Annotated in this window: 25 protein-coding genes; 1 reads left to right on the plus strand and 24 read right to left on the minus strand. The window is 67.2% G+C overall.

Annotation, left to right across the window (positions count from 1 at the left end):
- Positions 1–19: 19 nt before the first annotated feature.
- From frr to KF709_00745, 22 genes are all read right to left on the minus strand, one after another.
- Positions 20–574, minus strand: coding sequence for a ribosome recycling factor (gene frr, locus KF709_00640; GenBank protein ID MBX3172896.1), 555 nt, complete (start codon positions 572–574; stop codon positions 20–22).
- Positions 571–1281, minus strand: coding sequence for a UMP kinase (pyrH, locus tag KF709_00645; GenBank protein ID MBX3172897.1), 711 nt, complete (start codon positions 1279–1281; stop codon positions 571–573). The genes frr and pyrH overlap by 4 nt, the downstream gene beginning before the upstream one ends.
- A gap of 14 nt (positions 1282–1295) precedes the next feature.
- Positions 1296–2195: a translation elongation factor Ts gene (tsf, locus tag KF709_00650; protein ID MBX3172898.1), complete on the minus strand. Its 900-nt coding sequence runs from the start codon at positions 2193–2195 to the stop codon at positions 1296–1298.
- Between the two features lie 122 nt (positions 2196–2317).
- Positions 2318–3226 carry a 30S ribosomal protein S2 gene (rpsB, locus tag KF709_00655; GenBank protein MBX3172899.1) on the minus strand — a complete coding sequence of 303 codons (909 nt, stop codon included), beginning with the start codon at positions 3224–3226 and terminating at the stop codon, positions 2318–2320.
- Positions 3227–3422: 196 nt separating this feature from the next.
- Entirely contained in the window at positions 3423–3815 is a 393-nt protein-coding gene (gene rpsI, locus KF709_00660; GenBank protein ID MBX3172900.1) for a 30S ribosomal protein S9, read from the minus strand.
- Positions 3816–3818: 3 nt separating this feature from the next.
- Positions 3819–4271 carry a 50S ribosomal protein L13 gene (gene rplM, locus KF709_00665; protein ID MBX3172901.1) on the minus strand — a complete coding sequence of 151 codons (453 nt, stop codon included), beginning with the start codon at positions 4269–4271 and terminating at the stop codon, positions 3819–3821.
- Between the two features lie 238 nt (positions 4272–4509).
- Complete coding sequence (locus tag KF709_00670; GenBank protein MBX3172902.1) at positions 4510–5625, minus strand: hypothetical protein; 1116 nt, start codon at positions 5623–5625, stop codon at positions 4510–4512.
- Positions 5626–5757: 132 nt separating this feature from the next.
- Positions 5758–6258 carry a hypothetical protein gene (locus KF709_00675; protein MBX3172903.1) on the minus strand — a complete coding sequence of 167 codons (501 nt, stop codon included), beginning with the start codon at positions 6256–6258 and terminating at the stop codon, positions 5758–5760.
- A gap of 93 nt (positions 6259–6351) precedes the next feature.
- Positions 6352–6729: a hypothetical protein gene (locus tag KF709_00680; protein MBX3172904.1), complete on the minus strand. Its 378-nt coding sequence runs from the start codon at positions 6727–6729 to the stop codon at positions 6352–6354.
- Positions 6730–6789: 60 nt separating this feature from the next.
- The gene (locus tag KF709_00685; GenBank protein ID MBX3172905.1) at positions 6790–7944 is read right to left on the minus strand and encodes a hypothetical protein; all 1155 of its coding nucleotides are present in this window, start codon (positions 7942–7944) and stop codon (positions 6790–6792) included.
- An 11-nt stretch (positions 7945–7955) separates the two neighbouring features.
- Positions 7956–8606: a DsbA family protein gene (locus KF709_00690; protein MBX3172906.1), complete on the minus strand. Its 651-nt coding sequence runs from the start codon at positions 8604–8606 to the stop codon at positions 7956–7958.
- Between the two features lie 56 nt (positions 8607–8662).
- Complete coding sequence (locus KF709_00695) at positions 8663–9241, minus strand: hypothetical protein (GenBank protein MBX3172907.1); 579 nt, start codon at positions 9239–9241, stop codon at positions 8663–8665.
- Positions 9228–9485, minus strand: a complete 258-nt coding sequence (locus KF709_00700; protein ID MBX3172908.1) for a hypothetical protein — start codon at positions 9483–9485, stop codon at positions 9228–9230. The genes KF709_00695 and KF709_00700 overlap by 14 nt, the downstream gene beginning before the upstream one ends.
- Before the next feature lie 194 nt (positions 9486–9679).
- Entirely contained in the window at positions 9680–11014 is a 1335-nt protein-coding gene (locus KF709_00705; GenBank protein MBX3172909.1) for a class I SAM-dependent RNA methyltransferase, read from the minus strand.
- Between the two features lie 2 nt (positions 11015–11016).
- Positions 11017–12573 (minus strand): acetyl-CoA carboxylase biotin carboxylase subunit, encoded by a 1557-nt coding sequence (locus KF709_00710; protein ID MBX3172910.1) that lies wholly within the window; start codon positions 12571–12573, stop codon positions 11017–11019.
- A gap of 8 nt (positions 12574–12581) precedes the next feature.
- Positions 12582–14132: an acyl-CoA carboxylase subunit beta gene (locus KF709_00715; protein MBX3172911.1), complete on the minus strand. Its 1551-nt coding sequence runs from the start codon at positions 14130–14132 to the stop codon at positions 12582–12584.
- A 114-nt stretch (positions 14133–14246) separates the two neighbouring features.
- The gene (locus KF709_00720) at positions 14247–16943 is read right to left on the minus strand and encodes an ABC transporter permease (GenBank protein ID MBX3172912.1); all 2697 of its coding nucleotides are present in this window, start codon (positions 16941–16943) and stop codon (positions 14247–14249) included.
- On the minus strand, positions 16943–17284 hold the full coding sequence (locus tag KF709_00725) for a PadR family transcriptional regulator (protein MBX3172913.1): 342 nt from the start codon (positions 17282–17284) through the stop codon (positions 16943–16945). The genes KF709_00720 and KF709_00725 overlap by 1 nt, the downstream gene beginning before the upstream one ends.
- Positions 17285–17356: 72 nt before the next feature.
- Positions 17357–17902, minus strand: a complete 546-nt coding sequence (locus KF709_00730; GenBank protein ID MBX3172914.1) for a hypothetical protein — start codon at positions 17900–17902, stop codon at positions 17357–17359.
- Positions 17903–17960: 58 nt separating this feature from the next.
- Complete coding sequence (locus KF709_00735; GenBank protein ID MBX3172915.1) at positions 17961–19898, minus strand: hypothetical protein; 1938 nt, start codon at positions 19896–19898, stop codon at positions 17961–17963.
- A 28-nt stretch (positions 19899–19926) separates the two neighbouring features.
- Positions 19927–21591 carry a S8 family peptidase gene (locus KF709_00740; protein MBX3172916.1) on the minus strand — a complete coding sequence of 555 codons (1665 nt, stop codon included), beginning with the start codon at positions 21589–21591 and terminating at the stop codon, positions 19927–19929.
- A gap of 175 nt (positions 21592–21766) precedes the next feature.
- Positions 21767–23569, minus strand: coding sequence for a 30S ribosomal protein S1 (locus KF709_00745; GenBank protein ID MBX3172917.1), 1803 nt, complete (start codon positions 23567–23569; stop codon positions 21767–21769).
- Between the two features lie 295 nt (positions 23570–23864).
- Here KF709_00745 and KF709_00750 point away from each other — a divergent pair, with 295 nt between their 5' ends.
- Positions 23865–25211, plus strand: a complete 1347-nt coding sequence (locus tag KF709_00750) for a chloride channel protein (GenBank protein ID MBX3172918.1) — start codon at positions 23865–23867, stop codon at positions 25209–25211.
- Between the two features lie 20 nt (positions 25212–25231).
- Here the strand turns inward: KF709_00750 and KF709_00755 are convergent, their stop codons facing one another.
- Entirely contained in the window at positions 25232–26365 is a 1134-nt protein-coding gene (locus tag KF709_00755; GenBank protein ID MBX3172919.1) for a hypothetical protein, read from the minus strand.
- Positions 26362–26754, minus strand: a complete 393-nt coding sequence (locus KF709_00760) for a hypothetical protein (protein ID MBX3172920.1) — start codon at positions 26752–26754, stop codon at positions 26362–26364. The genes KF709_00755 and KF709_00760 overlap by 4 nt, the downstream gene beginning before the upstream one ends.
- Between the last annotated feature and the right edge of the window lie 38 nt (positions 26755–26792).

Here is a 26792-nt window from a genome sequence, read left to right on the forward strand (position 1 = left end):
CTGTTCCGAGGGCGCGCCCTCAGACCTCCATAATCTCCGCTTCCTTCGCCTTCATCACCGCGTCGATCTTCGCGATCTCCTCGTCGTGCAGCTTCTGCAGGTCCTTCTCGGCGTGCTTCACCTCGTCCTCGGACACGCCGCTCAGCTTCTTGAGCAGGTCGCGCGCATGCGTGCGCGCGTGACGCACCGCAATGCGACCGTCCTCGGCGTACTTGTGCAGCATCTTTGCCAATTCTTTGCGACGCTGCTCGTTCATCGCCGGCAGCGGCACGCGGATCTGGTGACCCTGCACCGCCGGGTCCAGGCCGAGGTTCGACTCGCGGATCGCCTTCTCCACCGCCTTCACCTGGCCCTTGTCGAAGGGCGTGACGAGCAGCAGGCGCGGCTCCGGCGCCGAGACGTTGGCCACCTGGTTCATCTGCATCAACTGGCCGTACATCTCGACCTTCACCGTGTCGAGCATGGCCGGGCTGGCCTTGCCGGAACGCACGGACGAGAACTCGCGCTTGGCGGCCTCGACGCCCTTCTCCATGCCGCTGCGGGCGTCCTTCAGGATCGTTGCGGTATCGCTCATTGTACGAGAGTCCCCACGGCCTCGCCCCGCAACGCGGCGGCGACGACGCCCTTTGTGTGGATGTTCAGGACGATGAGCGGGAGGTTGTTCTCCTTGCAGAGCGTGATGGCCGTGTGGTCCATCACCTTGAGCTCCTTGCTCACGACGTCCATATGGGAGATTTGATCGAACTTCTTGGCGTTGGGATCCTGCTTGGGGTCGGCGCTGTAGACGCCGTCCACGCTGGTCGCCTTGATGATGACGTCGGCCTTCATCTGGATGGCGCGCAGCACGGCGGCGGTGTCCGTCGAGAAATACGGGTTGCCGGTGCCGGCCGCGAAGATCACGGCGCGCCCCTTCTCCAGGTGCCGCATGGCGCGGCGGCGGATGAACGGCTCGGCGACCTCTTCCATCCGGATCGCCGTCATCACACGGGTGTCGAGCCCTTCGCGCTCCAGCACGTCCTGGAAGGCGAGGGCGTTGATCACCGTGCCGAGCATGCCCATGTAATCCGCGGAGACGCGGTCCATCCCCATCTTCGAGATCTGCGACCCGCGGACGATGTTGCCGCCGCCGATCACCATCCCCACCTGCGCGCCGAGGTCGCTGATGGCCTTTACTTGGCGCGCGAACTCGCGGATGGTCTCGAAGTCGAAACCGAAGCCGCGCTCTCCGGCGAGGGCCTCGCCGGAGAGCTTGAGGAGGACTCTGGGATACTTGAGCGTCATCGCGTGGGCGAGGCTCAGGCCTCGCCCATCTTGAAGCGCGCGAAGCGCTTCACGGCCAGCGGCTGACCCGCCGCCTTCGCCGTCGATGCCACCAGATCGCCGATGGTCTGCTTGTCGTCGCGCACCCAGGGCTGACCGAGCAGCGTGATCTCGCCGAGCAGCTTGGCGATGCGGCCCTCGACCATCTTCTCGGCGATCGCCTGCGGCTTGCCGCTCTCGACGGCCTGGGCCACGAAGATCTCGCGCTCCTTGGCCAGGTAGTCGGCGCTGACGCCATCCTTGTCGACCGCAAGCGCCACCGTCGGCACGCCCGCGGCCACGTGCTCGGCCACCGACTTGCCCAGCTCCTTGGCCTGCTCGCCATCGCCGCCGACGATCTCCGCGATCACGCCGGCCTTGCCGTTGAAGTGCAGGTAGCTGCCCACCGTGCCGGCCGTGGTGAAGCGCGCCACGCGGCGCAGCTCCACCTTCTCGCCGGTCTTGGCGGAGGCGGCCTTCACGATGTCACCGACGGTGCGACCAGCCTCGAGCGACCAGTTGGTGCCGAGGTAGGCGCCGTCGGCGCCGACGGTCACGAGGCCGTCCACGGAGGCGTCCTGCCCGACGTGCTGGGCCATCTGCTTGGACAGCGCGACGAACTCGTCGTTGCGGCCCACGAAGTCCGTCTCGCAGTTGAGCTCGATCATCGCGGCCGTCTTGCCGTCCGGCGAGTTCCAGATCACGATCTGGCCCTCGGAGGCGGCGCGGTCGGCGCGCTTGTCGGCCTTGGCGATGCCCTTCTTGCGCAGGATGTCCACGGCGGCGTTCATGTCGCCGTTGGCCTCCTCGAGGGCCTTCTTGCAATCCATCATCCCCGCGCCCGTGCGGGCCCGGAGCTCGGCGACGTCCTTGGCACTGATCTGCGTGGCAGCCATATGTCTCTCAGGTGTGTTGCGTATGTGTGTGGAATCGCCGCCGGGAGCCTGCTGCGACTCGACCGGCGGCGAACGAAAGGTACTGCTGGACGCGGGCTTGGACTACAGCGCGCGGGTGCCGGTTACTCTGCCGATGCTTCCCCTTCAGCGTCGCCACCCTCGGCGGCCTCACCGGCCTCCGCGCCGCCCTTGAGGCGGGCCGCGATGGCTTCCGGCTTGGCCCGACGGCGCCGCGGACGGCGCTTGCGGCCGCGCTCGTCGTCGCCGCTGCGGTCACGCTCGGTGCCGCGCTCGGACGACCACGTGGTGGCCTCACCCGACTCCTCGACCTCGGGACGGGTCGGCGCCTCGCGACGGGCCTCGGCGATGGTGTCGGCCAGGGCGCGCGTGATCAGCTCCACGGAGCGGATGGCGTCGTCGTTGCCGGCGATCGGGACCGAGATGAGGTCCGGGTCCGAGTTGGTGTCGCAGATGGCGATGATCGGGATGCCAAGCTTGTTGGCCTCGTCCACCGCGATGCGCTCCTTCTTGGCGTCCACGACGAACATCAGGCCCGGCAGACGGCCGAGCGACTTGATGCCCGCGAGGTTCTTCGAGAGCTTGTCGCGCTGACGGGACATCATCAGCTGTTCCTTCTTCGTGTAGTTCTCGAAGGCGCCGCCTTCCTGCGAGCCGGCCTCGAGCTCCTTGAGCTTGCGGATCTGCTTCTTGACCGTGGCGAAGTTGGTCAGCAGGCCGCCGAGCCAGCGCTCGGTGATGTGCATCGAGCCCGAACGCTCCGCCTCGGACGAGACGATGGCGGCGAGCTGCTGCTTGGTGCAGACGAAGAGGACCTGCTCACCGCGCATGACGACGGCGCGGGCGAGTTCCTTGGCCTTCTCGATCTGGGCGACCGTCTTCTGCAGGTCGATGATGTGGATCCCGTTGCGCTCCGCGAAGATGAAGCGGCGCATCTTGGGGTTCCAACGGCGGGTCTGGTGGCCGAAGTGGACACCGGCCTTGAGGAGTTCGTCGAGCGAGGGAGTAGACATTTTTCGTGTTGGTTTGGACGTTGCCGCGCTTCAACGCTCGTCCTTCACTGCGCTCGGATGGCGCAGCACCGAAGGGGAGCTCGGCTTGGCTGTGAGATTTGGACTACAACTACAACTGCAGTGGTGAGTCATGAGTTGTGAGGTGTGTGGCGTTTCACTTACGACTCACAACTCACAACTCATAACTGCCGTTTGACTATCGCTTGCTGAACTGGAACCGCTTACGCGCCTTCGGACGACCCGGCTTCTTGCGCTCCACCGCACGCGCATCGCGCGTGAGCAGGCCCAGGTCGCGGAGCTTCCGGCGGTGCTCCTCGTCGATCTTCACGAGGGCGCGGGAGATGGCGAGGCGCAGCGCACCGGCCTGGCCGGTCTGGCCGCCGCCGGTGAGGTTCGCCTTCACGTCATACGAGCCGAGCGTGTCGGTCGCCGTGAACGGCTGCTGGATCGCCGTCACGAGGGCCGGGCGCGGGAAGTAGTCGCCCAAGGTGCGGCCGTTCAGGTCCCACTTGCCCGTGCCGGGGGTGAGATAGACGCGGCAGATGGCTTCCTTGCGGCGGCCGATGGTGTGGATCGTGTTCTCAGCCATGGCTTACTTGGCCTCCGCCTTCGGGAAGGTCAGCGTCTCGGGCTTCTGGGCAGCGTGCGGGTGCTTCGCATCGGCGTAGACGCGCAGCTTGAGCCGCAGCTTCTGCCGACCGAGGGCGTTCTTCGGCAGCATGCCGTAGACGGCCTTCTCGATCACGCGCTCCGGGTGCTTCGAGAGCATCGACGCCAGCGGCGTGAAGCCCTCGTGGCCCATGTAGCCCGTGTGCTTGAAGTAGTTCTTCTGCTCGGCCTTGCGACCGGTGACGCGGATCTTCGCCGCGTTGATGACGATCACGTTGTCCCCGGTATCCATGTGGGGCGTGAACATCGGCTTGTGCTTGCCGCGGATGATCCGCGCGACTTCGGTCGCGAGGCGACCGAGGACCAGTCCCTCGGCGTCGACGATGAACCACTTGGGCTCAAGGTCGGCCGGGGTGGCCGTGTACGTGCTACGCATCGTGGTTGACCAACTAGAGAGGTGCTACGCCTCACCGGTGCGGGATGCAACCCGGGTCTCGGCCCCCTTGCGGGTGTTTTCGGACAGTCTTGAAGGGTAAGGGGGACAGGGACTTACGTCAACTGGGCGGACCGAGATTAGAGGTCCCGGCGGGGGAGTGGTTTCGGGGTGGCTCTGTACCCGCTGCCTGACCCGCGTGGCGCCCGAATTCCGGCCGCCAATTCGGGATGCAGGGGCCTCAGCGCGTCCAGATCAGAATCGAGCCGCAGCCGGCGAAATCTGCGTACTCCGCCGGGGCCAGACTGGCCTCGTAGATCTCCATCCGCTTGGCCATTTGGAGGAGGTTCCGCATCTGGTCCGGGTACACCCCGCCAGGAAAGTTCGAGTTCGGCGCCGGACCCTGCCGCCCGATGTTGGCGCCATCCAGGAACACGAGTGGATAGCAACTGCCATTGCCCGTGATCCCGGAGAGATAGCGCAGGGTCAGGATGTCCCCGCGCGGCCCAGAGGAGCCCCGAATGCGTGTCGAGGCCAGCTTGATGGTGTTCGCCGACGGGATGGCCCAGCGCTTGAAGTAGGCATCGTCGAGGAAGATCCCGACCCCGCTCTTCTTGCGATCCTCGAAGCCGCGGCGCTCGGCCGTCATGAACGTCTCCTCGATCAGCACCCGATTCAGCTCTTGCACCGGGCGCGGCATCTCGACCTCGCCGAGGTCGACGAGCGGACCGTCGGGGGAGATGCCAACCACGTGCGGCACGTAACCGATAACCCGAAGTCGGAGCTGAGCCGTGCGTCGCGGGATGCCGTCGAGGCGGAAGACGCCGCTGCTGTCGGTCGAGACTGGGCCCAATGAGTCGCCCAGGACCTCGATGCTGCCGCGCAACGGGTTGCCGGCGAGCGACACGAGACGGCCCAGCACCGTCGCGGTGGGTGAGCGCGCGCCGACCACCAGCGAGCGCTCGACCGCCGGAGCGTCACCGATGTCCAGGAGCAGCTGTCCGCTGCCTTCCGTGTCGCCGTCGGCGCGCACGGCAACCTCCGTGAGGAAGGGCACGCCGCAGAGCGCGTAGGAGCCGTCCGACTTTGTCGTGTCCACGGTTGCGCGCAGCACCGTCTCGCTCCGCTGCCTGGTGACCACGACCTCGTTCCACAGAGCCGCCACTTGGATGCCGGCGCGTGGCTCGAGGTCCGCGCCGCGGACGACGCCGAAGATCAGTCCCTGTTCCTCGGGGAGCGCCGCGCCGCAGGCCGCGCGCTGGAGGAGGATGGCGTCGGGTCCGCGGATGGCCTGGGCGCCGAGTGGCCGGGTGAGCGCCGCAATCCCGAGCGAGCCGAATGCGATGAGGTGGCGCACGGTCTTGGGACTCCCGAGGTAGCTCGTTTCGCGTCCAGATCACCACCGGACCATCAGTGCTCCTGCGCACGACGCTCGCTCTCGGCGCGTCCGACGTCAAGCAGTGCGCGGGGGCCCGCAGCCAAGAGCGCGCTAGGCCATCTCCACCAGCGTCGTGCCCTTCTCCACCGCCTGCCCTGGTTTCACGAGGATCGCCTTCACGGTCCCCGCCGCTGGCGCGCGCAGCTCGTTCTCCATCTTCATCGCTTCCATCACGACCACCGGCTGCCCCGCCTCCACCTGCGCGCCGACCTCGACGTGCACCCGCACGATCAACCCCGGCATCGGTGCAATAACCGGCGCCGGCCCCGCCGCTGCAGCGTTCGCTGCCCGAAGGTCGCGGATGGCGCGCTGGCGCTCGTCCAGCGCCTCGGCTTCCACACGCCAGCCGTCCATCCAGATCACGTAGCGACCCTTGGGACCTTCGCGACGCGCCACGACCTGATAGCGCAGGCCATCGATGGTCACGACACGCACGGGACTGCCCGGCACCTCGGTCATCGAGGCCGTGCTGGCTGCTCCCCCAAGCACTGCGGCGCCGTCAGCGAGCATCACCTCGTGCCGTGACCCATCAATGTCGACTACGAAGATCACAGATTTGACTCCAATGAAGGCAGCGCCAAGGACACCACGTCCACCGCGCGATCGTCCAATAATACCTTCATCGCCATCGGCAGGACCGGCTGCTTACCGTACGCGCCAGGACACGAATCTCGCCGGCGGGTTCGAACCGAGGGCAATCGTGCCCGCAATACTATCTGACGTCACGAGAACTCCGACGATCTGCAACCGCTCCTCACGTATGCCGATGCGGGTGTCGATCTCCGCTCGCACTTCCGTTCGGCTGATGGCTCCCCGCAGCCCGGCGACGTTGCCGCCGTGTGACACGTAGTCGCCGAGTATCGAATCGCCATGCTGCCGCAGAGTAAGTCCGGCATCGCCCAGCCCTCCACGATCCACGACGCGGAGCCGCCATTCTCCCGAGACGTCAGCCCGTCCGGTCGAATCCGGGGTCAGCGTGCCGAACGCGAGGGGCGCGCACAGCAGCCAGAGGAGAGCGCCCATCACTGCGACCCTTCGCATCAGTACGTTTTGCATTCTAGCCTCAGGAAGAGATAGTGCCGGCTAGGGTGACGGTAGGCGCAAACTACGCACGAACACCCGGCCTTCGTCAGACTCTCCGACGCAGGTAACGGTCTGATCCGCCACCTGTGTGAGGATGCATCGCCCTGGCAACTCGAACCGCCCTCGGATTCGACCACGCTGGTCGAGGACGGTCCACCGCTGGCGATGCACCAGAGTGCGTTCAAAATGGCGGACCCACACTTCGCCATCATCAGTCAGATATAGACCTGCGAATGCAGGAAACAAGGCGCCATCGAGCATCTCGCGCTGCAGAAGCTCCCAATCCGCACGCCTGTCGCTCGCTCGGTCACCCCAGAGGAAATCCAGTCGGGCCCGCACGCCTACTTCCGTCAGCGATCGGTCGCCATCACTCACTAGAATGTCGCGAGTCGAGGACGCGGCGGCCGGTGACAGGGTGAGTGCACCCGTTTCCGAATCTCCAATCGCGATGCCTGCGGACGCTACAGCCACGAACGTCTGACGCCTAAAGGGCGGCGATGCAAGTACGCGCCGTCCTTGTGATGATGCCCTTGAGAAGACCTCGTCGCCACGGATTGCGGCAATGACGCGCCGCTGCCCCGACGCAAGCTGGATTGCGAAGAGCTCATCCTCGGATCGTGCGGCACCACTGGCTGTGGGAGTGCTAAGTGTTCGCCGCAACACCAATTCGCCCTTGGCACCGAAACCCACCGCATCGACTGGTGTGTCGAATTGGCCGAGATCGCTCAATGACCACTGTCGCCCCACGCCTCCGGACGTGAGCAGCGACACCCTGCGTTGCGTGCGGTCGTAGACCACCAGCGTGTCGCGCGCGAGTCGGCTGACCCAGGCGAAGCCCTCAAACTCCCCGGGCCCGCGCCCGCGTTTTGCAAGTGTGGCGAGGAACGCACCGGACGGCGCGAAGTGGCGAAGCTCGCGCGACTGTGCCTCGGCCAGCACGAGCGATCCATCTCCAAGCCGCACTGCCGATACGAGTCGGGCGAATGCCCGCTCCGGTATGTCGTCCGCGTCGCGCAGCACCGGGTAGCGGTCGTCGGACAGCCGGACGAACTCGGTCTCGGGAGCGTTTAGCGCCACCGTCAACGCCTGCGGGTCGACCGACCCAATGGGGAACGACAGTGCGATTGACAATGCCAGAAGCAACATCGACTTCATTCCGCGTACGGCTAGAGGGTGGACAGCAGCCGGAGGAGGCTGTCGGAGGGCACGGCGCCAGTGACGCGCTGGCCATTGACGAACATCGTGGGAGTTCCCCTGACGCCGTACTTGCGCGCCAAGAGTGTATCGCTTTGCAGCCTCATGCGCGTGCGCTCCGACTCGAGACAGCTGCGCCACCTCACGCCGTCCCCCCGGCCGCCGATGCCTGCCAGCGAGTCCAGATGATCGGCGATGTCAAGTTGCCAGCCGAACGCAGAATCCGCATATGCCTTGGCTCGTCCGTTGAGCGACGCACACTCCGCGCCAAGGGCGATGCGCCAGGCAAGCGGGTGCCGGCGGGAAGCCGGAGCGTGACGAATGGAGACCGCCACACCGCGAAGTGAGTCGGACTCATGGAGCCGCGTCAGGTCCTTGTGAAGCAGGGCGCAGAATGGGCACTGGAAGTCAGTGAAGATGACGACGCGGACGCCTTTCGACGGGCCACCACCGCCTTGACCTGCGGCAGCCCAGAGCTCAGTTGCGCCATCATAGACTTCCGCAAACTCCCTTGTGGAGAGGGTCTCTCGCGCCGCGCGCCGACCTTCCAGCTTGGACTCGAGTTGCCACCACAGCGCAAGCACGGCGGCTGTGCAGCCGCCGACGAGAAGCACCGCATCCATCGCAGACACGGCGCGATGTCGCAGTCTCCGCAGTCCACCTGATTCGCGGGTCGCTGTCATGGGCAGGCGTGTCCGGCCTGCTGCAGGTCGCGAGGTGCCCATTCCCCCTCAGGCACGACGATTCGACCCTCGGCCACGAGTACGACCATCGGCCAACCCATGACCCCAAAGGACCTGCTCTCACTCCTCGACGTGAAACCGAATGAGGACCCCGCCAACGAGTACCGCTGCAGGTACGCCAGAGCACCGGTGTCCGCAGGCGTTACCGAGATCCAACTCACGGCTGCCGGGTGGGCGCCAAGCAGCAACGAGTCGATGCCGGCCCACTTCGGCGCCATTGACCGACAATACTCGCAGTTCGAGTGAAAGAAGATCAGCAGGTGGCAGCCGGTGCCAAACACATCGGATGCCGCAGCGGAGGGCGCCGCAGTGCGCACGGCGTTCCGCTCGTGCAGTGAGGCCAGTACGGCTAGCCGCGACGCCGGGAGGGGAATGCCGGAGTCAAGACGCGCAATCGCTGCGCGCCTCGACTCCGAGCTGACGTCCGCATCTGCGCGCTGCATCAGCACCTGTGCCACCAACCCGGCGGCCAAGAGCGCGACAGTGACTCTGGCCAGCGACTTACTCGTCATCACCACCGTTGCGGCACACCTGCGGGTAGAGATCGGCGCACGTTTGCGCAGAGCCCGACAGCTGACATTCGTTGAGGGCAAACTCGTCGGTGCACCGGCACTTCCCGACCTCGTATTCCTCGCACGCGTAGTCCAGCGACAGCGCGCTCGCCGACTCTGTCGTCGGACCAACTGAGAACCCGAGGTTCGCCGCGACGAGCGCCACGATTGCGAGTCGGTAGAACCAGCCCTTCTGGTGTGCGGACATTCGCTGCTCCTTGAGGAAGAGTGAACGCCGATGATAAATCTCGTTTCCTGACCTGTCAACGAAGCCTAGGGCCCATTCTGCACAGATATACATTCCATTGCGCCACCTCTGTGCTTCTATTCTGATTGGCCGCTTCCGTATCCACACGCGGCATACGGCGCCAAAAAAATTCGCTACCCAGCGCGACGCACCGTCTACGGAGCCGGCTCCGGTCGCAGTTCGCACAGCGTCTCCAAGTGCGCCGTCTGCGGGAACAGGTCGAAACACTCGATCTCGTGCACTCGCCAGCCCGGCAGGCGCGCCACGTCGCGCGCCAGCGTCGCGGGATCACAGCTCACATAGATGATGGCCTTCGGCGCGGGCGATGCCGCAGCGAGCAGACTTGTCACCTTCGCATCCACGCCACTGCGTGGCGGGTTGAGGATCACCACATCAGCCGGCAGATGCGACGCCAACACGTCCTCCACGCGCGCCGCGACGGCGCGTGAGCCGTTCGGCAATCGCTCGGCCGCGTAGCGCGTGGCCTCCTCGTCCATCTCGATGGCCACGACGCTGACGCCTCGCTCGGCGATTGCGCAGGCCGTGTCGCCCGTTCCGCTGAAGGCGTCCACGACCCTGCGCGGCGTCTGCGCCATCGCGCGCGCCACGACGGCTGCGTGCAAGCGATTGGCCATCTCCGGATTCACCTGCGCGAAGCTGGCGCCGGGTTCGCCCGCTGGACGTCGGTCGGCGACGAGTTGGCGTCGCTTGCCCTCGGCCTGCCACCAAACCGCGGACAGATCCGGCAGCGCGTCGAGGAACTCGGGCAAGGCGTCCCACGCGTGTCCGCCCTCGAGCACGAAATGCGCGCGCTCGCCGATCACGCGGACTGTCCCGCGCAGGCGCGACTCGTCAGGCAGGTGTTCGGATGCCGCGAGCACGTGACGCCAGGCGGCCAATACCTCAGGCGCGGTGATCAGGCAGTCGTCCAGGGCGAATACCGCCTCTGGATCGTCGAAGGCGCGGAGTCCGGCGCGCCACTCGCTCGCGCCGCCAGCAAGGCCGCCGGTGCTGCGACGCAACGCCAGCGTGAGCGATCGACGATACCGCCAACCCTCGCCCGCGTGAATCGGCGGCAACGCGATCTCCCGCTTCGCGATGCGCTGGAACGCGTCACGCAGCATCCTGCGCTTCGCCTCGCGCTGAGCCTCGAGCGAGACCTGCTGCCACTGGCAGCCGCCGCAACGGTCCGGCGCCTCGAAGTGCGCACACCCCGGCGGCACGCGATCCGGTCCCGCCTCTACCAGCTCGAGCACGCGACCACGCCCCACACGGCCCGTGACCTGCACCTCGGCGCGCACGCGGTCTCCCGGTGCGACACGCGGAGTGAAGACCACCAGCCCCTCGTGCCGCGCGACGCCGTCGCCACCGGCGGCCACGGACTCGATCTCCAGCGTCAGCAGTTGTGGCGGAGCTGCGGGCAGCTCGCGCGTCGCCGACTGCCCCTTGGCACGCGACGACGGCCTCCTGCTCCGATGCCCGCGAGGCATCGCTAGCGTAGCCCTTCGCGACGCGCGAGGTCGGTCCAGGCAGTGCGCGTGGTGCTCGGCACACCGCCGGGACCTGGGATACCAGCCCCACCCTGCGGCGCGGCTCCGGCAGTCGTAGGCGCGCCCATCTGCGGCTTGGAGCCACGGTCGGCTTCTGCAAGCAGCGCGGCGGCGATCGCCAAGGCCCGCTGCGAATCGGCAGACGGTCGCAGCGCGAGGATCTCCGGTAGCTTCTGCTCGAGCCACTGGATGGTGACGTTCCCGCTGCGATAGTCGGGATCGGCCATCATCCGCAGATGGAACTCGCGCGACGTCTCGACGCCAAAGATCACCAACTCGCGCAATGCGCGCTCCATCCGCGCGATCGCCAGTTCCCGCGACGGCGCGTGCACGATGAGCTTGGCGAGCATCGGATCATAGGAGAGTCCGACCTCGGAGCCCGTAGTGATGCCACCATCCCAGCGCACGCCAGGCCCCGCCGGCAACTGCAGGTGCGTGATGCGCCCCGTGCTCGGCAGGAATCCATTGGCCGGATCCTCCGAGGTGATACGGCACTCGATAGCCCAGCCCTGTGGCTCCGGCGTCTCGGTGATCGGCAGCTTCTCGCCCTGCGCGATGCGCAGTTGCCATTGCACCAGGTCGATCCCCATCACGAGCTCGGTCACGGGATGCTCGACCTGGATCCGCGTGTTCATCTCGAGGAAGTAGAAATCCCCGTTCTTGTCGAGCAGAAACTCGCAGGTGCCGGCGTTCACGTAGCCGGCGGCCTTCGCCGCGGCGACAGCCGCGTCGCCCATCTTCTTGCGCAGCGCGGGCGACACGGCAACGCTCGGCGCCTCCTCGATCATCTTCTGGTGCCGGCGCTGGATGCTGCATTCGCGCTCGCCCAACGAGATGCAGTTGCCGTGCATGTCGGCGAGCACCTGGATCTCCACGTGCCGTGGGCCTTCGATGTACTTCTCGATGTAGACCGCGTCATCGCCAAAAGCGTTCTTCGACTCGCGCTGCGCGGCGCCAAGTGCGCCTTCGATCTCCGTGAGCTCGCGCACCACGCGCATGCCCTTGCCGCCACCGCCGGCCGCGGCCTTGAGCAGCACCGGCAAGCCGAACTGCTGCGCGAGCTTCTTCGCCTCGGCGGCATCCTTGAGTGCCTTGGTGGTGCCCGGCACCACCGGCGTGCCGGCCGAGATTGCCAGCGTGCGCGCCGCGGTCTTGGAGCCCATCGCGGCAATGGCCTCCGCTGGCGGGCCGATCCAGATCAGGCCGGCTTCGCGCACAGCCTTCGCGAACCACTCGCGTTCGGAGAGAAAGCCGTAGCCGGGGTGGATGGCGTCGGCACCGACCTGCTTGGCGACTTCGATGAGATGGTCGCCGCGCAGATAGCTCTCGCTCGCGGCAGCGGGTCCGATGTGGACAGCCTCGTCGGCGGCGCGCACGTGTGGCGCAGCGCCATCGGCATCCGAGTACACGGCCACCGAGCGGATGCCGAGTTCACGGCAGGCGCGCACGATTCGCAGCGCGATCTCGCCGCGGTTGGCGATGAGGACCTTCTTAATCACTCTCGCGCTCACAGCGGGATGCACCCGTGCTTCTTGGGCGGATTCGACTGGCGCTTGCCCTGCAGCACGTCCAGCGCGTCGATCAATCGCGGCCGCGTATCGCGCGGGTCGATGATGTCATCCACATAGCCACGGCTCGCCGCCACATATGGGTTAGCGAACTTCTCCGTGTACTCCGCCACGCGCGCATCCATCGCTGCCTGCGGATCCTTCGCGTCCGCGATCTCCTTCTTGAAGAGAATCTCCACCGCGCCCTTTGGCCCCATCACCGCAATCTCAGCGGTTGGCCAGGCCAGATTCACGTCGCCGCGAATGTGCTTGGAGCTCATCACGTCGTACGCGCCGCCGTACGCTTTGCGCGTGATCACCGTGAGTTTGGGCACCGTGGCCTCGCAGTAGGCGTAGAGCAGCTTGGCGCCGTGCTTGATGATGCCGCCGTGTTCCTGCGCCACGCCCGGCAGGAAGCCCGGTACGTCCTCGAAAGTGACGATCGGAATGTTGAAGGCATCGCAGAAGCGGATGAAGCGCGCCGCCTTTACGCTGGCATTGATGTCCAGCACGCCGGCCAGCACCGCCGGCTGGTTTGCGATGATGCCCACAGAGTGTCCGCCCAAGTGCGCAAACGAGCAGACGATGTTCTGCGCGAAGTCCTTCTGCACCTCGAGCATCTCGCCGTCATCCACGATGCGACCGATCACATCGTGGATGTCGTAGGGCTTGTTGGCGTTGTCGGGAATAACGTCCAGCAGTGCCTCGTCACGCCGGTCTCGCGGGTCGGTGCCCGTGCCGCGCGGTGCAGAGTCCACGTTGTTGCTGGGGATGAAGCGCATCAGCTGGCGGATGCCCTCGAGGCACTCGAGTTCCGTGGCCGCCGTGAAATGCGATACACCGCTGGTGCCGCCGTGCGTGTCGGCGCCGCCCAACTGCTCCATCGTCACGTCCTCGTGAGTGACCGTCTTCACCACGTTGGGGCCGGTGACGAACATGTAGGACGTATTGCGCACCATCCACACGAAGTCGGTGATGGCCGGCGAGTACACCGCCCCGCCCGCGCAGGGACCGAGGATGGCGCTGATCTGCGGGACCACGCCCGAGGCCAGCGTGTTGCGCAGGAAGATGTCGGCATAGCCGCCCAGCGACACCACGCCCTCCTGGATGCGCGCGCCACCGGAGTCGTTGAGGCCAATCACCGGCGCGCCGTTCTGCATCGCCAAGTCCATCACCTTGCAGATCTTCGAGGCGTGGGCTTCCGACAGCGAGCCGCCAAAGACGGTGAAATCCTGCGAGAACACGTACACGAGGCGGCCATCGATGCGGCCGTAGCCCGTGACGACGCCGTCTCCGTAGGGCTTCTGGGCGTCGAGGCCGAAGTCCGTGCTGCGATGCGTGACGAAGCGGTCCATCTCCACGAAGGAGCCGTCGTCGAGCAGCACGTCGAGGCGCTCACGCGCGGAAAGTTTGCCCTTGTCGTGCTGGGCCTTCAGTCGGGCCGCACCGCCGCCAAGTTCGGACTCGGCGCGGCGCTGGGCCAGGAGGTCGAGTTTCTCGCGTTGGGACATGGCGGAAACTTAGCCAGCAACCCCGAGGCCAGCGATGCACGCCGGGTGCCGAGACCGCCTCCACGACGACCCAGCGATTGCGTGGAATCGGGCGCGTCCGGCGCCTCCGGCCGGCTACTCCCCTCGCAGCACCTCCATCGGGTCCACCCGCGCCGCGCGGCTTGCGGGCGACCAGCAGGCGAGCAGCGCAACGGCCGCCAGCGCCGTCGAGACCAGCGCGAATGTGCCCGCGTCGAAGGCCTGCACCCCAAAGAGCAGCGACTGCATGCCTCGCGAGAGGGCGAGCGCGCCGGCCAACCCGGCCAGGATGCCGAAGACCGCGAGGCGCATTCCTTCGAGCACCACCAGCCGCCGCACGTTCTGCAGGTCCGCGCCGAGCGCGACCCGAATGCCGATCTCCCGGCTACGCTGCGCGACGGAGTAGCTCAGGACGCCGTGCACGCCAACCACCGCGAGTGCGAGCGCTAGTCCCGCGAAGGTGGCGAGCAGCAGCATCGTGAAGCGGCGTTGCGCGAGCGAACCCGAGATGGTGTCCTCGAGCGGCTCGATGCCGAACAGGGCGAGCTGCGGGTCCACATCACGCACGGCTTGACGCAACGCAGCGATCTGCGTGCTTGGCTCGCCGGTCGTGCGCACGAGGATGGCGCTTGGCGTCGGCGCCTGCCCCAGTGGGAGGTACACGGCCGGCGGCGCCTCGCGCGCCAACCCGTGAATGCGCTCGCCCTCGATGATGCCGACCACCCGCCGCTCGAAGCCCCAGAGCCGCAACGAGGCATTGAGGGCGTCGCGTCCATCGAAGAAGGTGCGCCGCGCACTCTCGTTGAGGATCACGACGGGTGCGGACGAGCCGTCGTCGCCGTCGGTGAAGCTGCGGCCTTCGACCAGCGGCACACGAAGCGCCTCGAAGTATCCCGCGCTCACGGTGCGGATACTCGGCTCCGGCCAGCGCTCCGCTTCTGCTTCGCGCCCGACGACCACGATTGAGCTGGTGAAGCCCGCATCCATTGGATTCGCGGTCGCGAGCGCGACAGCCTCGACGCCAGGCAGCGCCCCGACGCGCGAACGCACGTCCTCGATGAACCGCAGGCGCTCGGGCCAGTTCGGGAACACGGCGAAGTTCTGTGGATACCGCGACGGCGGCAGCTGGAACTCCGCCTTGAGGACCTGCGAGGCCTCGAAGCCTGGGTCCACACTCTGCAGCTCCCACAGGCTGCGGATGAGCAGCGCGGCGCCGACCGTCAGCGCCGTCGCCATCGCCAGTTCCGTGATGACGAGCGCAGAGCGTGCGCTGCGCTGCCTGCGGCTGCCTGACGACGCGCGGCCGCCCGCCTGCAACGCCGACGCAAGGTTCGCGCGGCGCGCGTGCAACGCAGGCAGCAACCCGATGCAGATGCCGATCACGGCCGCGATGCCGGCGCTGATTGCAAGGACGGAGAGATCGAGGCGAAGCTCGCCCACGCGCGGCAACGAGGCGGGAGCGACACCGCGCAGGAAGCTCACTGTGCCGGATGCCAGCAGCACGCCAAGACCGAGGCCCGCGCCAACCAACACGGCGCCCTCAGCGATGAACTGCGCCGTCAACCGACCCGCGGTCGCGCCGAGTGCCGTACGCACCGTAACCTCGCGGGCGCGGTTCGTCGCACGCGCCAACGCGAGATTCGTCACGTTCACGCAGGCCACCAGCAGCACCAAGCACACGGCGACCACGAGCAGCCAAAGCGGCTGCCGAGCTTCGGCGAACACGACGTCGCCAAAGGCCTCGACATTGGCGCCGCGGGCGTTGTTGGAATGCGGATACTCGCGCTCGAGGTCGGCGCCAATCTGTTCCATCTCCAACTTCGCGGCAGCGAGCGTGGCGCCGACCTGAAGGCGTCCGAGCACGAAGATCGGATGGTTCTCGCGCGAGGCCTGCGGGCTCAGCCGAAGTGGGACCCAAACGTCCACGCGCGGCCGGCCCCCGCGGTCAGCGAAGCCCCGCTGGTAGTTCGCCGTACGCAGCAACTGCAGCGCGCCGAAGTCCGCCCCCTGCGCCGCGACGCCGATGATCTCCCATTCGATGTCGTTGAGGCGAAGCGTGCGGCCGAGCACGTCCGCGCGCTGGTCGAAGTGCGAGAGCCACAACGCCTCACTGATCACTACGCGGCGCGGCCCGTCGACCCTGCCCTCTTCATCAGTGAAGCCGCGCCCGAGTCGCAACGGGGCGTCGAGCGTGCTGAACCACCCATCGGTCACGCCGAGCGCTGCCACGCGCTCTGGATCGCCAGCACCGACCTGAAGGCTCGGCTCAGAGGGCGTGAAGGCCTCCAGGCGCTGGAAGCTTCGGCTTCGGAGACGGAAATCGACGAAGTCCGGAATCGATGCCGGCTCGTGCGCGTTGCCGGCGTCGCGATCCGTCTGCCACACGACCGCCAGTTGCTCCACGTCGCGGAACGGCGCGGGATGCAGCAGCACGCGATTCACGACGCTGAACACAGCGGCGCTTGCGCCGATGCCCAAGGCGAGGGTGAGCACCGAGGCCGTAGTGTACGCCGGGCTGCGCAGCAGTGAGCGGACCGCGTAGCGCAGGTCGGAGACGGCGTGTTCGATCAACGGAATGCCCCGCTGTCGGCGCACCGACTCGGCGGCCTGCGTCAGCCCGCCAGACGCCGCCAGAGCCGCACGCCGCGCCTCGTCCGGAGCCATTCCGCGACGGATGTTCTCCTCGACCTCGAACTCAAGGTGCGCCTCCAGTTCCTCTCGGAGTTCAGCCTCGGCGCGGCGGCCACTGCCGAGGCCAATCAGGCGCGCAAGCACACCACGCAGGCGCCCCATCAGGACTCCGCCACCGGCCGCAGGAACGCGGCGATGAGATCGGCTGTCGCGTACCACTCACGCGTCTCGCGCTCGAGCCGCCGGCGCCCGCTCGCCGTGAGTCGGTAGTACTTGGCGCGGCGGTTGTTCTCGCTCTGGCGCCACTCGCTCGCGACGTAGCCCTCCTGTTCGAGCTTCAGCAGCGCCGGGTAGAGCGTGCCGTAGTTGAGGCTCACGCGGTTCCCGCTCGTCTCCTCGACGCGCCGGGCGATGCCGTAGCCGTGCAAGGGGCCGAGGACATCCAGGGTCTTGAGCACCATCAGGGCCAGTGTGCCCGGCGGGACCTGCAGGCGGTCCGTCACGCGCGCGTCCTTTCTATGGGTTACCCATATAAGTACGCGGCACGGGGGCCACGGGCAAGTCCCAAGTCTGCGCTATCGGCTCACCGCCTCCGTGAGTTCGAAGACCAACGTACGAAGTGTGAGCGAACGATCGAGGCTTGGGCTGTAGAACTCGAGGTCGAAGCGATAATGGCCCGGCCCTGTGCCGTCTGGAATCGAGAGGTACATGTCCAAGTGCCCGCCAGGATCAAGTTCGACATCGATTGCGCTAAGCTCCGCCGAGACGGGTTCGACAAGCAGGGCAGCGCTCGTCGGCTCAAGGCACAACAAATTGACATGCACCTGGGCCCAACCGTCTGGAGTGTGCCGCCGAAGAATCGAGCCGCACCAGAACCACGTCGCGCGCGTCCGATTCTCCGCGCGCACGAGAACAGGCGACTCGAGCTTGCGGCCGTCCGGGTTGAGGAAGACCTGGATTTCATCCTTTGATGGCTCAAAGAGTCCCGCACAGCCACCGAGCGCGAGTGCCGCGACAAGTCCAGCGAATAGGCGCCGGCCCAGCGGATGCTGCCAATACACGTCGCGCTCCTGTCGATGGCGGTTCCTCGCGCTGTACCCGGCGACGCGACGGCGCGTCACGCCTCAACCTCGGACACCGCAGCGACCCGCCCGAAGCGCCCGCGTCTGAGGGCGTCGGCTAGCGAATCGTGAACCCCACGTCGTCCAGCAGGATCGTTCCCGCCGGCGACTTGTCAAAGGTGAAGCGGATGCCCGTCACCTGCTCAGGCACGAAGCCGGGCAACACCTCGGCGAATCGCGCCAGCGGAATCTCCACGCGCTGCAACACATACTCGAAGTCGCGCGGCTCTCCGGTGAGTTGCTTCTCCACCCACGCGTACTTGTAGAGGCGAATGCGCAACGGCGGCCGCAGCGTGGCGACTGCCGAGAGCGGCAGCGCGGCCACTCGACCATCCGCGAGTTCGAGCGCCACGCTGAGGTCCACGCGGATCGAGTCGGCGGGTAGATCCTTCGGCTCCGCAGGCTTGCTCCGATCGCGTCGAGACGTACGCCGGCTGCTACCCGAGCCCTCGCGCTTCGCCGAGTCCGCGGCAGGCTTCGGTGCGCCGGGCGGCAGGGGCGCCGCCGTATCCGCTGCAGCCAGGAGCGAAGGCCGCTGGCCGAGGTCCACGATGCCAAACGTGAGCGCCGAGCGCTGGGCGAGCCCGAGCGCCGTGGCGGCGTTGCCAGGCAGTCGCACGGCGTACCACGCACGCAGCGAGTCCGGCGTGCTGTCGTTCTGCCCCGTCCATCCGATCACGGCCGTATGGGTCTCATACGAGACGTTGCCCCACGAGCGCCCGCGCATCGCCTGCTCGCGCCAGGTCGCCAGCGACTGCGTGGCGATCGTCGCGCCCGCAGTGGACGCCGTCGTCACGTCCACATCCTCCTCAAAATCCGCAAGCACGCGCTCGTGCCCGTCGGCGAATGCCGAGACGTACATCGTCGGCGGCAGCCAGCCGCCGACCGTGCGGTAGTCACGGAACATTGGTTCGTACTCTCGCCGGCCCTGCAGCGTCATCTCCAGGAAGCCGGTGAAGAACACGAGGCCTACGCGCCGCTGCTCATCGCCCGTGAGCAGTGAACGCTTGTTGAGCAGCCAACCCGCAGGGCCGACGTCGTTGTCGCCCCAAACGGTGTTGAACTGCCCGTGATTGGCGCGATACACGTAGAGCGAGGCCTTCACGAGGCCCGTGTCGCTCACGTCCGCGCGCAGGTACGTGCGCTGGCCATCGAACACGGACACGTCCGCGTCGTGCGAGCCGTGGATCACGAAGTAGTTCACGCCCGAAAGCGGTGGCCGCCGGTCCGCCGGGCGATACTGCCCGTCCACCGGCGCAATCGCGATCACACTGCGAATGTCGTAGCCGAAGTCGAAGCGCACGCGCGCATCGTCAGGGTAGTGCGACAGGCGATTGAAGCCCGCGGCGACCGCCACCGCTTCCCCGCCCCGCGAGTGCCCCATCAGCGCGATCCGCGTGAAGTCCACCTTGCCACGCAGCGGGCTGGTCGAGTCGGCCGCCATCGACCGCCAGGCCTCGATGTGCTTGAGCAACAGCCAGCCGCGCGCGTCGTTCTCGGTGCGGATGCCGCCATTGATGAAGTTCTGGTCTACCGACACGGCGATGAAGCCGCGACTGGCGAGGTGGCGGCCGAGGTACTCGTAGCCGGGGTCCGAGTACTCCTTCATGTCGTGGTTGCCGTGCACGATGAGCACGAGCGCGAACGGGCCGTCGCCCACCGGATGCCAGACGCGTCCGTTGATCGGCAGGTTGGCAGCGTTGAATCCCCAGTACTTCCAGCGCTTCTTGGCGGCCTCGGCGTCGAGGCCGCGCAGGAACACCGTGCCGTTTACCGAACGCGTGCGGACCGTGACGGAATCCCGGAAGGCGCGGCGGCGCCGATCCGTGCCGCTGCCGTAGGTGAACGCGGCAACCTCGTAGCGGCCACGCTCGGCCGGGTTCGGCGCGCCGAGCGTGACGTTGGCGAGCGCGCGCTCGGCGTCGGAACGCACGAGGCGGGTGGGCTGGACGCAGGCGGCGAGGAGGAGCGCCGCGAGGAGAGGGCGGGATCGCATGCGCAGCAAGCTAGGCTGCGGGCAAGCCCTACGGACAGCGTCCTCGCTGCTGCGCCAACCGGACTGCCGCGTAGGCGTTCACGATGCCACCAGTCGTCGAGAGCGACCCGAAGGCCACCTCGCGTTCGCCACCCGGCTCCGTGACGCGCTGGTTGGGCCGACGAATCGCCGATGTGAGCAGGATCTCCTTCACCTCACGCGCGCTGAGTTGGCTGCAGTACGCCATCAACAGTGCGGCCGTGCCAGACACCACGGGTGCCGCCATGCTCGTGCCGTCGTTCCGCTCGTACGTGCCGCCCGGCACCGTGGAGAGGATCGCCACGCCGGGCGCAAAGAGGTCCACCGTGCGACTGCCGTAGTTCGAGAACGCGGCCGCAAGCGCGTTGCCGCCCTTCCACGACGAGGCACCCACCTCAATCCACAGATTCGGACGGCCGCCACCCACGTACTCCGGCGAGGGATAGTTCGTGCTGCTGTCGTTGTTGGCCCCATCGTTGCCGGCCGCGTGCACCATCAGCACACCCTTCTCGTCGGCGTAGCGCACGGCGGCGTCCACCACCGCCTTGTGCGGCGAGAACGACTTGCCAAAGCTCATATTGATGATCTGCGCGCCGTTGTCGACCGCATAGCGGATCGCGTTGGCGATGTCCTTGTCACGCTCGTCGCCATCGGGCACGGCGCGAATGACCATCAGCCGCGCCGGCGAGACGCCCGCCGCGTGCTCCCCGCTGCGCCGCGCCGCCACGATACCGGCCACGTGCGTGCCGTGCGAGGCGTCGGGTCCGGTCACATCCGGGTTGCCGTAGCCGCGCTCCGTGAGATTCAGCGTGTCGTCGCCGACGATCGGCCGCGGGTTGAACGCCGAGTCCAGGCCGAAGTTGAGGCGGCTGCTGACGTCGTTCTTCGCCTTCTTGATCACCTCGGGCGTGATGCCCTGCGCGGCGAGCTGCTGATAGATCGAACGGGCCCGCGCGACCTCCGGCGTCGCTGGCTGCAGGCCCGCGACCGCCGCGTCGGTGAGGGAGTCGGTGCCCAAGGCCGTCTTCAGCGCCCCGACCGCCATCGTCAGCACCTGATCGGCCTGCTGCACGGTGCGCTGGTACTGCGTCATCTCCTGCCGTTCCTTCTGTACGTACTCTGCGGCGCGCGTGCACTCGGCCCGCTCGGCGGACGACAGCGCCGATGCGCTCCCCGCAGCGGCACGGCGGCGGCAGCTGACGTCGACGCGAACGGCCTCGTAGGTGTCGCGGTGCACGTTCTGCCCGTCGGCCCCGCCGATGAAGTTCCAGCCGTTGATGTCGTCCGTGTAGCCGTTCCGGTCGTCATCGCGGGCGTTGCGGGCGGTCTCGCGCGCGTTCCGCCACAGCGCCGGCGCGAGCGCGGCGTGCGCGGTGTCGACGCCGCCGTCGATGATGGCGACGACGATCTCGCGGCTCGGGCGGCGGTTCGCCAGCAGTTCGCGGACGGCGCGGTTCGCGCTGATGCCCGCGACGCCGTCCGCCTCTAGGTCGAGAAGGTGCCATGAGTCGGGCGGCGTCTCACCGGCGAAGCTCGGAACGTCAGCTGCGATGGGCGCAGCGGCTTCCGGGCGCGGTGCGGTCGTCGCCGTGGAGGCGGCGGAGCCCGCGCAGGCACTGAGGAGGAACGCAGCGAAGAGCGTGGACAGCCGGGCGGCAGCGGACCTGGAAGGCATCGGACCTTGGGAAGAAGGGTGGCGTCCGTGTACGCAATCGCCCGGAACCGCCGTTCGCAACCCGAGGGCGAGGGCGGCGTTCAACCACACCCGGATGCACAGCGCCCCGGCCGAGCCAAGCTCGACCGGGGCGCCGTTCACTTCCATCCTTCGTCCTACACCCTCCGTCCCAGCCTTACTCCTCGTCCGCCATCGAATCGAGGTCCGCCGGGATCGGCGCGTTCTCTTCCTCCTCGGTGTGCACCTTGGACGGCTCCGCCGGGCGCTCCTGGCCCTCGGGGATGTCCACCACGCCGAGCACGATGCGACGGTGAATCGGGTCCACCTCGAGGATGCGCACGTTCATCGCCATCCCTTCCCAGGCCACGTCAGCCGAGCTGTTCACCTGCTGGCCGGTCAGGTTGAGATGCGAGAGCGGCACGAAGCCCTCGATGTCGTTGCCGATGTCCACGACCACGCCCTTGTCCATCAGGCGGGCCACCTTGCCCGGGAGCTCCGTGCCCACGGGGAAGGTCTCGCCGATGCGCAGCCAGGGATCCTCGGACGCCTGCTTGAGGCCCAGCGAGATGCGCTTGTTCTCGGCGTCGATGTTGAGGATCACCACGTCCACCGCGTCGCCCTTCTTCACGACCTCCGACGGGTGCTGGACGCGCTTGGTCCAGGACATATCGGAGATGTGGATGAGGCCGTCGATGCCCGGCTCGATCTCAACAAACGCGCCGAACGAGGTCAGGTTGCGGACCTTCCCGTTGAGGCGCGTGCCCACCGGGTACTTGAGCGGCAGCACCATCCACGGATCCTGCTCGGTCTGCTTCATTCCGAGTGAGATCTTCTCCTCGTTCGGATCGACCTTGAGCACCACCGCCTCGATCGACTCGCCGATGGAGACGAGCTTCGAGGGATGACGGACGTTGCGCGTCCAGCTCATCTCGGAGATGTGCACGAGGCCCTCGATGCCCGGCTCGAGCTCGATGAAGGCGCCGTAGTTCGTGATGCTGACGACCTTGCCCGAGACGCGGGTGCCGACCGGGAACTTCTCGGCGACATCCTTCCACGGGTAGGCCTGGAGCTGCTTGAGGCCGAGCGAGATGCGCTCGCGCTCCCAATCGATGTCCAGGACCTTGACCTCGAGCTCCATGCCGATCTGGACCATCTCGCTCGGATGCGAGATGCGGCCCCAGGACATGTCGGTGATGTGGAGCAGGCCGTCCACGCCGCCGAGGTCGATGAAGGCGCCGAAGTCCGTGATGTTCTTCACCACGCCCTTCCGCACCTGGTCCTTGTTGAGCTCCTTCATCAGCTTCTCGCGCTTGCCGGCACGCTCGGTCTCGAGGATCACGCGGCGAGACACGACGATGTTGCGGCGGCGCTTGTTGAGCTTGATGATCTTGAACTCGTAGGTCTGGCCCAGGAGCTCGTCGATGTTCGGGACGCGACGCAGCGCGATCTGCGAACCCGGGAGGAAGGCGTCGACGCCCATGAGGTCGACGACCACGCCGCCCTTGATCTTCTTGACGAGCGTGCCGGTGACCGGCTGGTCGGACTCGTACGCGACGCGGATCCGCTCCCACACGCGCATGAAGTCGGCCTTCTTCTTCGACAGGACAACGGAGCCTTCGGAGTCCTCGAGGTGCTCAAGCAGGACTTCGACCTCGTCCCCGACCTTGAGCTCCGGCATGTCCTTGAACTCTTCGAGCGGGATCGTGCCCTCGGACTTGAAGCCGATGTCGAGGACGACGAGGTTCTCGCGAATCTCAAGGACGGTGGACTTGACGATCTCGCCCTCTTCGATCGAGGCGAGGGTCCCGTTGTACATCTCCATCATCGCCTCGAACTCGTCGGACGAGAGTTCATCCTCGTCGTAGAGCTCCGGGCGGCGGTTGGCGAGCGGGCGGAGCTGCGCGCGCTGGGCATCGCGCTTCTGGCGCGCGATTTCCTCTGGGGTCAGCTCGGTAGATTCCTGTTCAGCGACGGTCATCTGCAGTGGGTTCGCGGGGGGTTCGGCTCGCCGCGAGCGAGGATAAAGGTGGTAGGACGAAGGACGAAAACTCCCCAGCGGTGCGGGGGAGCCTTTAAGGATAGGGGAATCGGGGCTTCCGGTCAACTGGAAGGGATTGTCCAGCAATGGGTTAGATTGCTCCGCGATGGGTACGCCGACCGCCGAGCCCGAGCAGCCTCCGCCACCTCCCCCCCAGGTGAGGCCGAGTCGGCCCACACCCCGTGCCACCATCAGGATTCGCGGCCGCCGCCGGCGGGTCTCGATCCGCGGGTTCATGCACCTGCTGCGCTCCGGCCGGGACTTTCTCGTCGACCAGTTTCTGGCCCTGCGGATCGGCGCCGAGCCGACGCTGGTGGGCTTCGCGGTGGTCATCGGCGTCGGGTCGGCGCTTGGGGTGCTCGGGTTCTACAAGGGCGTGGCGCTCGCCCACGCGGCGCTGGTCACCTACCCTGCCCTCCTACTGCCCGAGATGGGGCTGCTGGCGTTCCGCCCGATAGTCACCGGCGTGACCTTCGCCGCCGCCTCGTGGACGATGCGCGTGATTGGGCGCGACCACGATGGGATGAACGTTCCCGACATCCAGGCCGCCGTGGAGCACCGCGGGGGGCGGATTCCGCCCCGCCCGGCCCTCGGGCGCACGCTAGCCAGCGCGGTCACCATCGGCGGCGGCGGATCGGCGGGCGCCGAGGGACCGGTGGTCGTGATCGGCGCGACACTGGGCTCCTGGCTCGGCCGCATGTTCCGCTTCCGGCCCGGCCGACTGCGTACGCTCGTTGCCTGCGGTGCCGCGGGCGCGATCGCCGCCGCGTTCAATGCGCCGCTTGCGGGTGCCTTCTTCGCGCTGGAGGAAATCCTCGGCACCTTCGCCGGCGGCTACTTCTCGCCCGTGGTTGTCGCCGCGGTCGTGGCCGCGGTTGTCGCGCGCGGTCTCTTCGGCAGCGGCCCCGCCTTCCCCGTGCCCGGTGAACTCGGTGAGCTGAGCGGCTTCGAAGCGGCCGTGCTCATTCCCGCGCTCGGCGTTGTCTGCGCGCTTATGGCGACGCTGTTCGTGCGCACCTACTTCGGGCTCGAAGGCATCGTGCGCAGCGGCCGCTTGAATCCCAAGTGGACGCCGTGGATCGGCGGGGCGATGGTGGGGCTGATTGTCTTCGCCACGCAAGGCGCCGTGGCGGGCGATGGGCATCTCAACGCGCCGTTGGATCTGTTCGGACGACTGCCCTGGTGGATCCTGATCGCGCTGGCGGCTGGGAAGATCTTCGCGACATCGCTGACGCTGACCACGGGTGGATCGGGCGGCGTGTTCACGCCCGCGCTGTTCGTCGGCGCGGCGACGGGTGGTGCGTACGGCGCGCTCGTGCAGGCGGCGGTGCCGGGGGCGCAGATCGACCCGGCGCTCTACTCACTCGCCGGTATGGGCGCGATGGTTGCCGGCGCGACTGGTGCGCCGATCACCGGCATCCTGCTCGTGTTCGAGATGACGCACGACTTTGAGCTCGTGCTACCGCTGATGCTGGCGGTGGTGATGACCAAGCTTGTGATGCGGCGCTATGAGAAGGACTCGCTGTACTCGGGCTGGCTCAGGCGCCACGACCTCGATTTGAATCGCGAGGAGATTGCGTAGCGCAACCGTCACTGCGCCGGCTATGGACGGAGTCCGATGATTCGGTAGACCTCGAACCACGCGACACCTTCGGCGTCTCGATCGAGCACAAGCACGCGATCTCCCTGAAACTGCAGTGCGCGCCGCGGTGCATATCCCTCCGACGGGGGGAGTTCCAGTTGGCCAGTCAGCGTGCCACTCGCACTCACGGCGACCCACCGCTCCGGCAGTCGCCAGTCACCCGTCGCCAACTGCAGCCATAGTCGCTCGGGCCCATCCGCGAGAGCACGCTGAAATAGCGGTGCGGGCTGCCCGGTGCCGAGGGGCGATGTGCGCTTCGCAGGACTGCCCTGCGCCGGCACCACCACCTGCGACGCCTCGGCCTCCTGTGCATCCATCGGCATGAGCTCTTCCGCCAGCCGGAGCGAGAGGTCGAGTTCACCAGTCGCGGTGTATCGCCCGATGTCACGCGACTGCGGATTTGCGATCCAGTAGCGAGTGCCCGCGACCGCAATGCTGGTGCTGGCGACGGGCGACATCAAAGGGAACGCCTCCGAGTCGCCAAGCGAGTCTCCCTCCAGGGACAGGCGGCGCAGGTGGCCGGCCCCAGGGGCCGCAGGGTCACTTCCAACGATCGCGACGAGAAAGCTCCCATCGGTCAGACAGCCCCCCTTCGGCATGATTCCACGCGCCGGAGCCGAGAACTGACGCGCTGGCCCTCCATCTGGTCCCGTGACGCTGGCGCGTCGCAGCGCGACGTCGAACGTCAGAACGGAGTCGCCTCGAACGAGGCACACGGCGCTCAGTAGGCGGCTCTCGCCGGGACCGCTGCCGAGCACGCCGTTCACGGAGCGCAGGGAGCCATCCGGTTCAAAGCGGAAGAGGCGGTGTCCGTCGATGGCCACCAGGCCTCCATTGCGTGTGAGCAACCCCTCGAGCATCCCGTTCCGCGCATTGAGTTCGCGGTCAGGATCGTCGCGCAGGCCGCCGAAGCGTTGAAGCGGATGGAGCTCGAGCGAGAGGCGAGGAGCGGCCGCGAGTGGGCCGTCGACCGCCTGTACGTTCAGCGCGTTCGGATCTCCGGGAGCGTCCGCGCAGGCCCACAGGGTCGGCACCAGAAGCGCAATCCCCATTCGCACGTGACGGCGCCGCGCCACCGGGAGACGATGACTCACGGGTTTCGCCTCGGCAGGTCGCCTTGGGGGCGCAGAGGAGCAGCCTGCCGTTCGAATCGTTCGCGATCAGCGGGCGTGGTCAACAACATCCGAAGCGTCGAATCGCGAACGAAGTTGAGGCGCTTCCGCTTGTTCCAGATCTCTGGGTCGCCGGCCTTGAGGGCACGTTGCGCCGTGTGCTCCTCGACGATGATCGCGAGCGCACGCCGCTGCTGCTCAGGCGAGAGCGTGATTCCATCGAAGAGTCGCTTCAAGAGCGATGCGGAGACCTCCTCGATGGGTGGAGGGTTGTCCACTCGCCGCACGACACCCTGCCCCATTGCGATACCCGGCATCATGAACCCAATCCACGCAATGGCGACAACTGAGACGAGCACACGCGAGCGCATTGATTGACCTCGTTGGAGAGCGAGGCGTCCATTGTCGC

This window comes from Gemmatimonadaceae bacterium, assembly GCA_019637445.1.
GTDB lineage: Bacteria > Gemmatimonadota > Gemmatimonadetes > Gemmatimonadales > Gemmatimonadaceae > Pseudogemmatithrix.

Excerpts from the sequence above, each read along its gene's own strand:
- frr (MBX3172896.1), bottom strand. The coding sequence starts at position 574 with ATGAGCGATACCGCAACGATCCTGAAGGACGCCCGCAGCGGCATGGAG.
- pyrH (MBX3172897.1), bottom strand. The coding sequence starts at position 1,281 with ATGACGCTCAAGTATCCCAGAGTCCTCCTCAAGCTCTCCGGCGAGGCC.
- tsf (MBX3172898.1), bottom strand. The coding sequence starts at position 2,195 with ATGGCTGCCACGCAGATCAGTGCCAAGGACGTCGCCGAGCTCCGGGCC.
- rpsB (MBX3172899.1), bottom strand. The coding sequence starts at position 3,226 with ATGTCTACTCCCTCGCTCGACGAACTCCTCAAGGCCGGTGTCCACTTC.
- rpsI (MBX3172900.1), bottom strand. The coding sequence starts at position 3,815 with ATGGCTGAGAACACGATCCACACCATCGGCCGCCGCAAGGAAGCCATC.
- rplM (MBX3172901.1), bottom strand. The coding sequence starts at position 4,271 with ATGCGTAGCACGTACACGGCCACCCCGGCCGACCTTGAGCCCAAGTGG.
- KF709_00680 (MBX3172904.1), bottom strand. The coding sequence starts at position 6,729 with ATGGGCGCTCTCCTCTGGCTGCTGTGCGCGCCCCTCGCGTTCGGCACG.
- KF709_00685 (MBX3172905.1), bottom strand. The coding sequence starts at position 7,944 with ATGAAGTCGATGTTGCTTCTGGCATTGTCAATCGCACTGTCGTTCCCC.
- KF709_00690 (MBX3172906.1), bottom strand. The coding sequence starts at position 8,606 with ATGGATGCGGTGCTTCTCGTCGGCGGCTGCACAGCCGCCGTGCTTGCG.
- KF709_00700 (MBX3172908.1), bottom strand. The coding sequence starts at position 9,485 with ATGTCCGCACACCAGAAGGGCTGGTTCTACCGACTCGCAATCGTGGCG.
- KF709_00705 (MBX3172909.1), bottom strand. The coding sequence starts at position 11,014 with ATGCCTCGCGGGCATCGGAGCAGGAGGCCGTCGTCGCGTGCCAAGGGG.
- KF709_00715 (MBX3172911.1), bottom strand. The coding sequence starts at position 14,132 with ATGTCCCAACGCGAGAAACTCGACCTCCTGGCCCAGCGCCGCGCCGAG.
- KF709_00720 (MBX3172912.1), bottom strand. The coding sequence starts at position 16,943 with ATGGGGCGCCTGCGTGGTGTGCTTGCGCGCCTGATTGGCCTCGGCAGT.
- KF709_00735 (MBX3172915.1), bottom strand. The coding sequence starts at position 19,898 with ATGCGATCCCGCCCTCTCCTCGCGGCGCTCCTCCTCGCCGCCTGCGTC.
- KF709_00740 (MBX3172916.1), bottom strand. The coding sequence starts at position 21,591 with ATGCCTTCCAGGTCCGCTGCCGCCCGGCTGTCCACGCTCTTCGCTGCG.
- KF709_00745 (MBX3172917.1), bottom strand. The coding sequence starts at position 23,569 with ATGACCGTCGCTGAACAGGAATCTACCGAGCTGACCCCAGAGGAAATC.
- KF709_00750 (MBX3172918.1), top strand. The coding sequence starts at position 23,865 with ATGCACCTGCTGCGCTCCGGCCGGGACTTTCTCGTCGACCAGTTTCTG.
- KF709_00760 (MBX3172920.1), bottom strand. The coding sequence starts at position 26,754 with ATGCGCTCGCGTGTGCTCGTCTCAGTTGTCGCCATTGCGTGGATTGGG.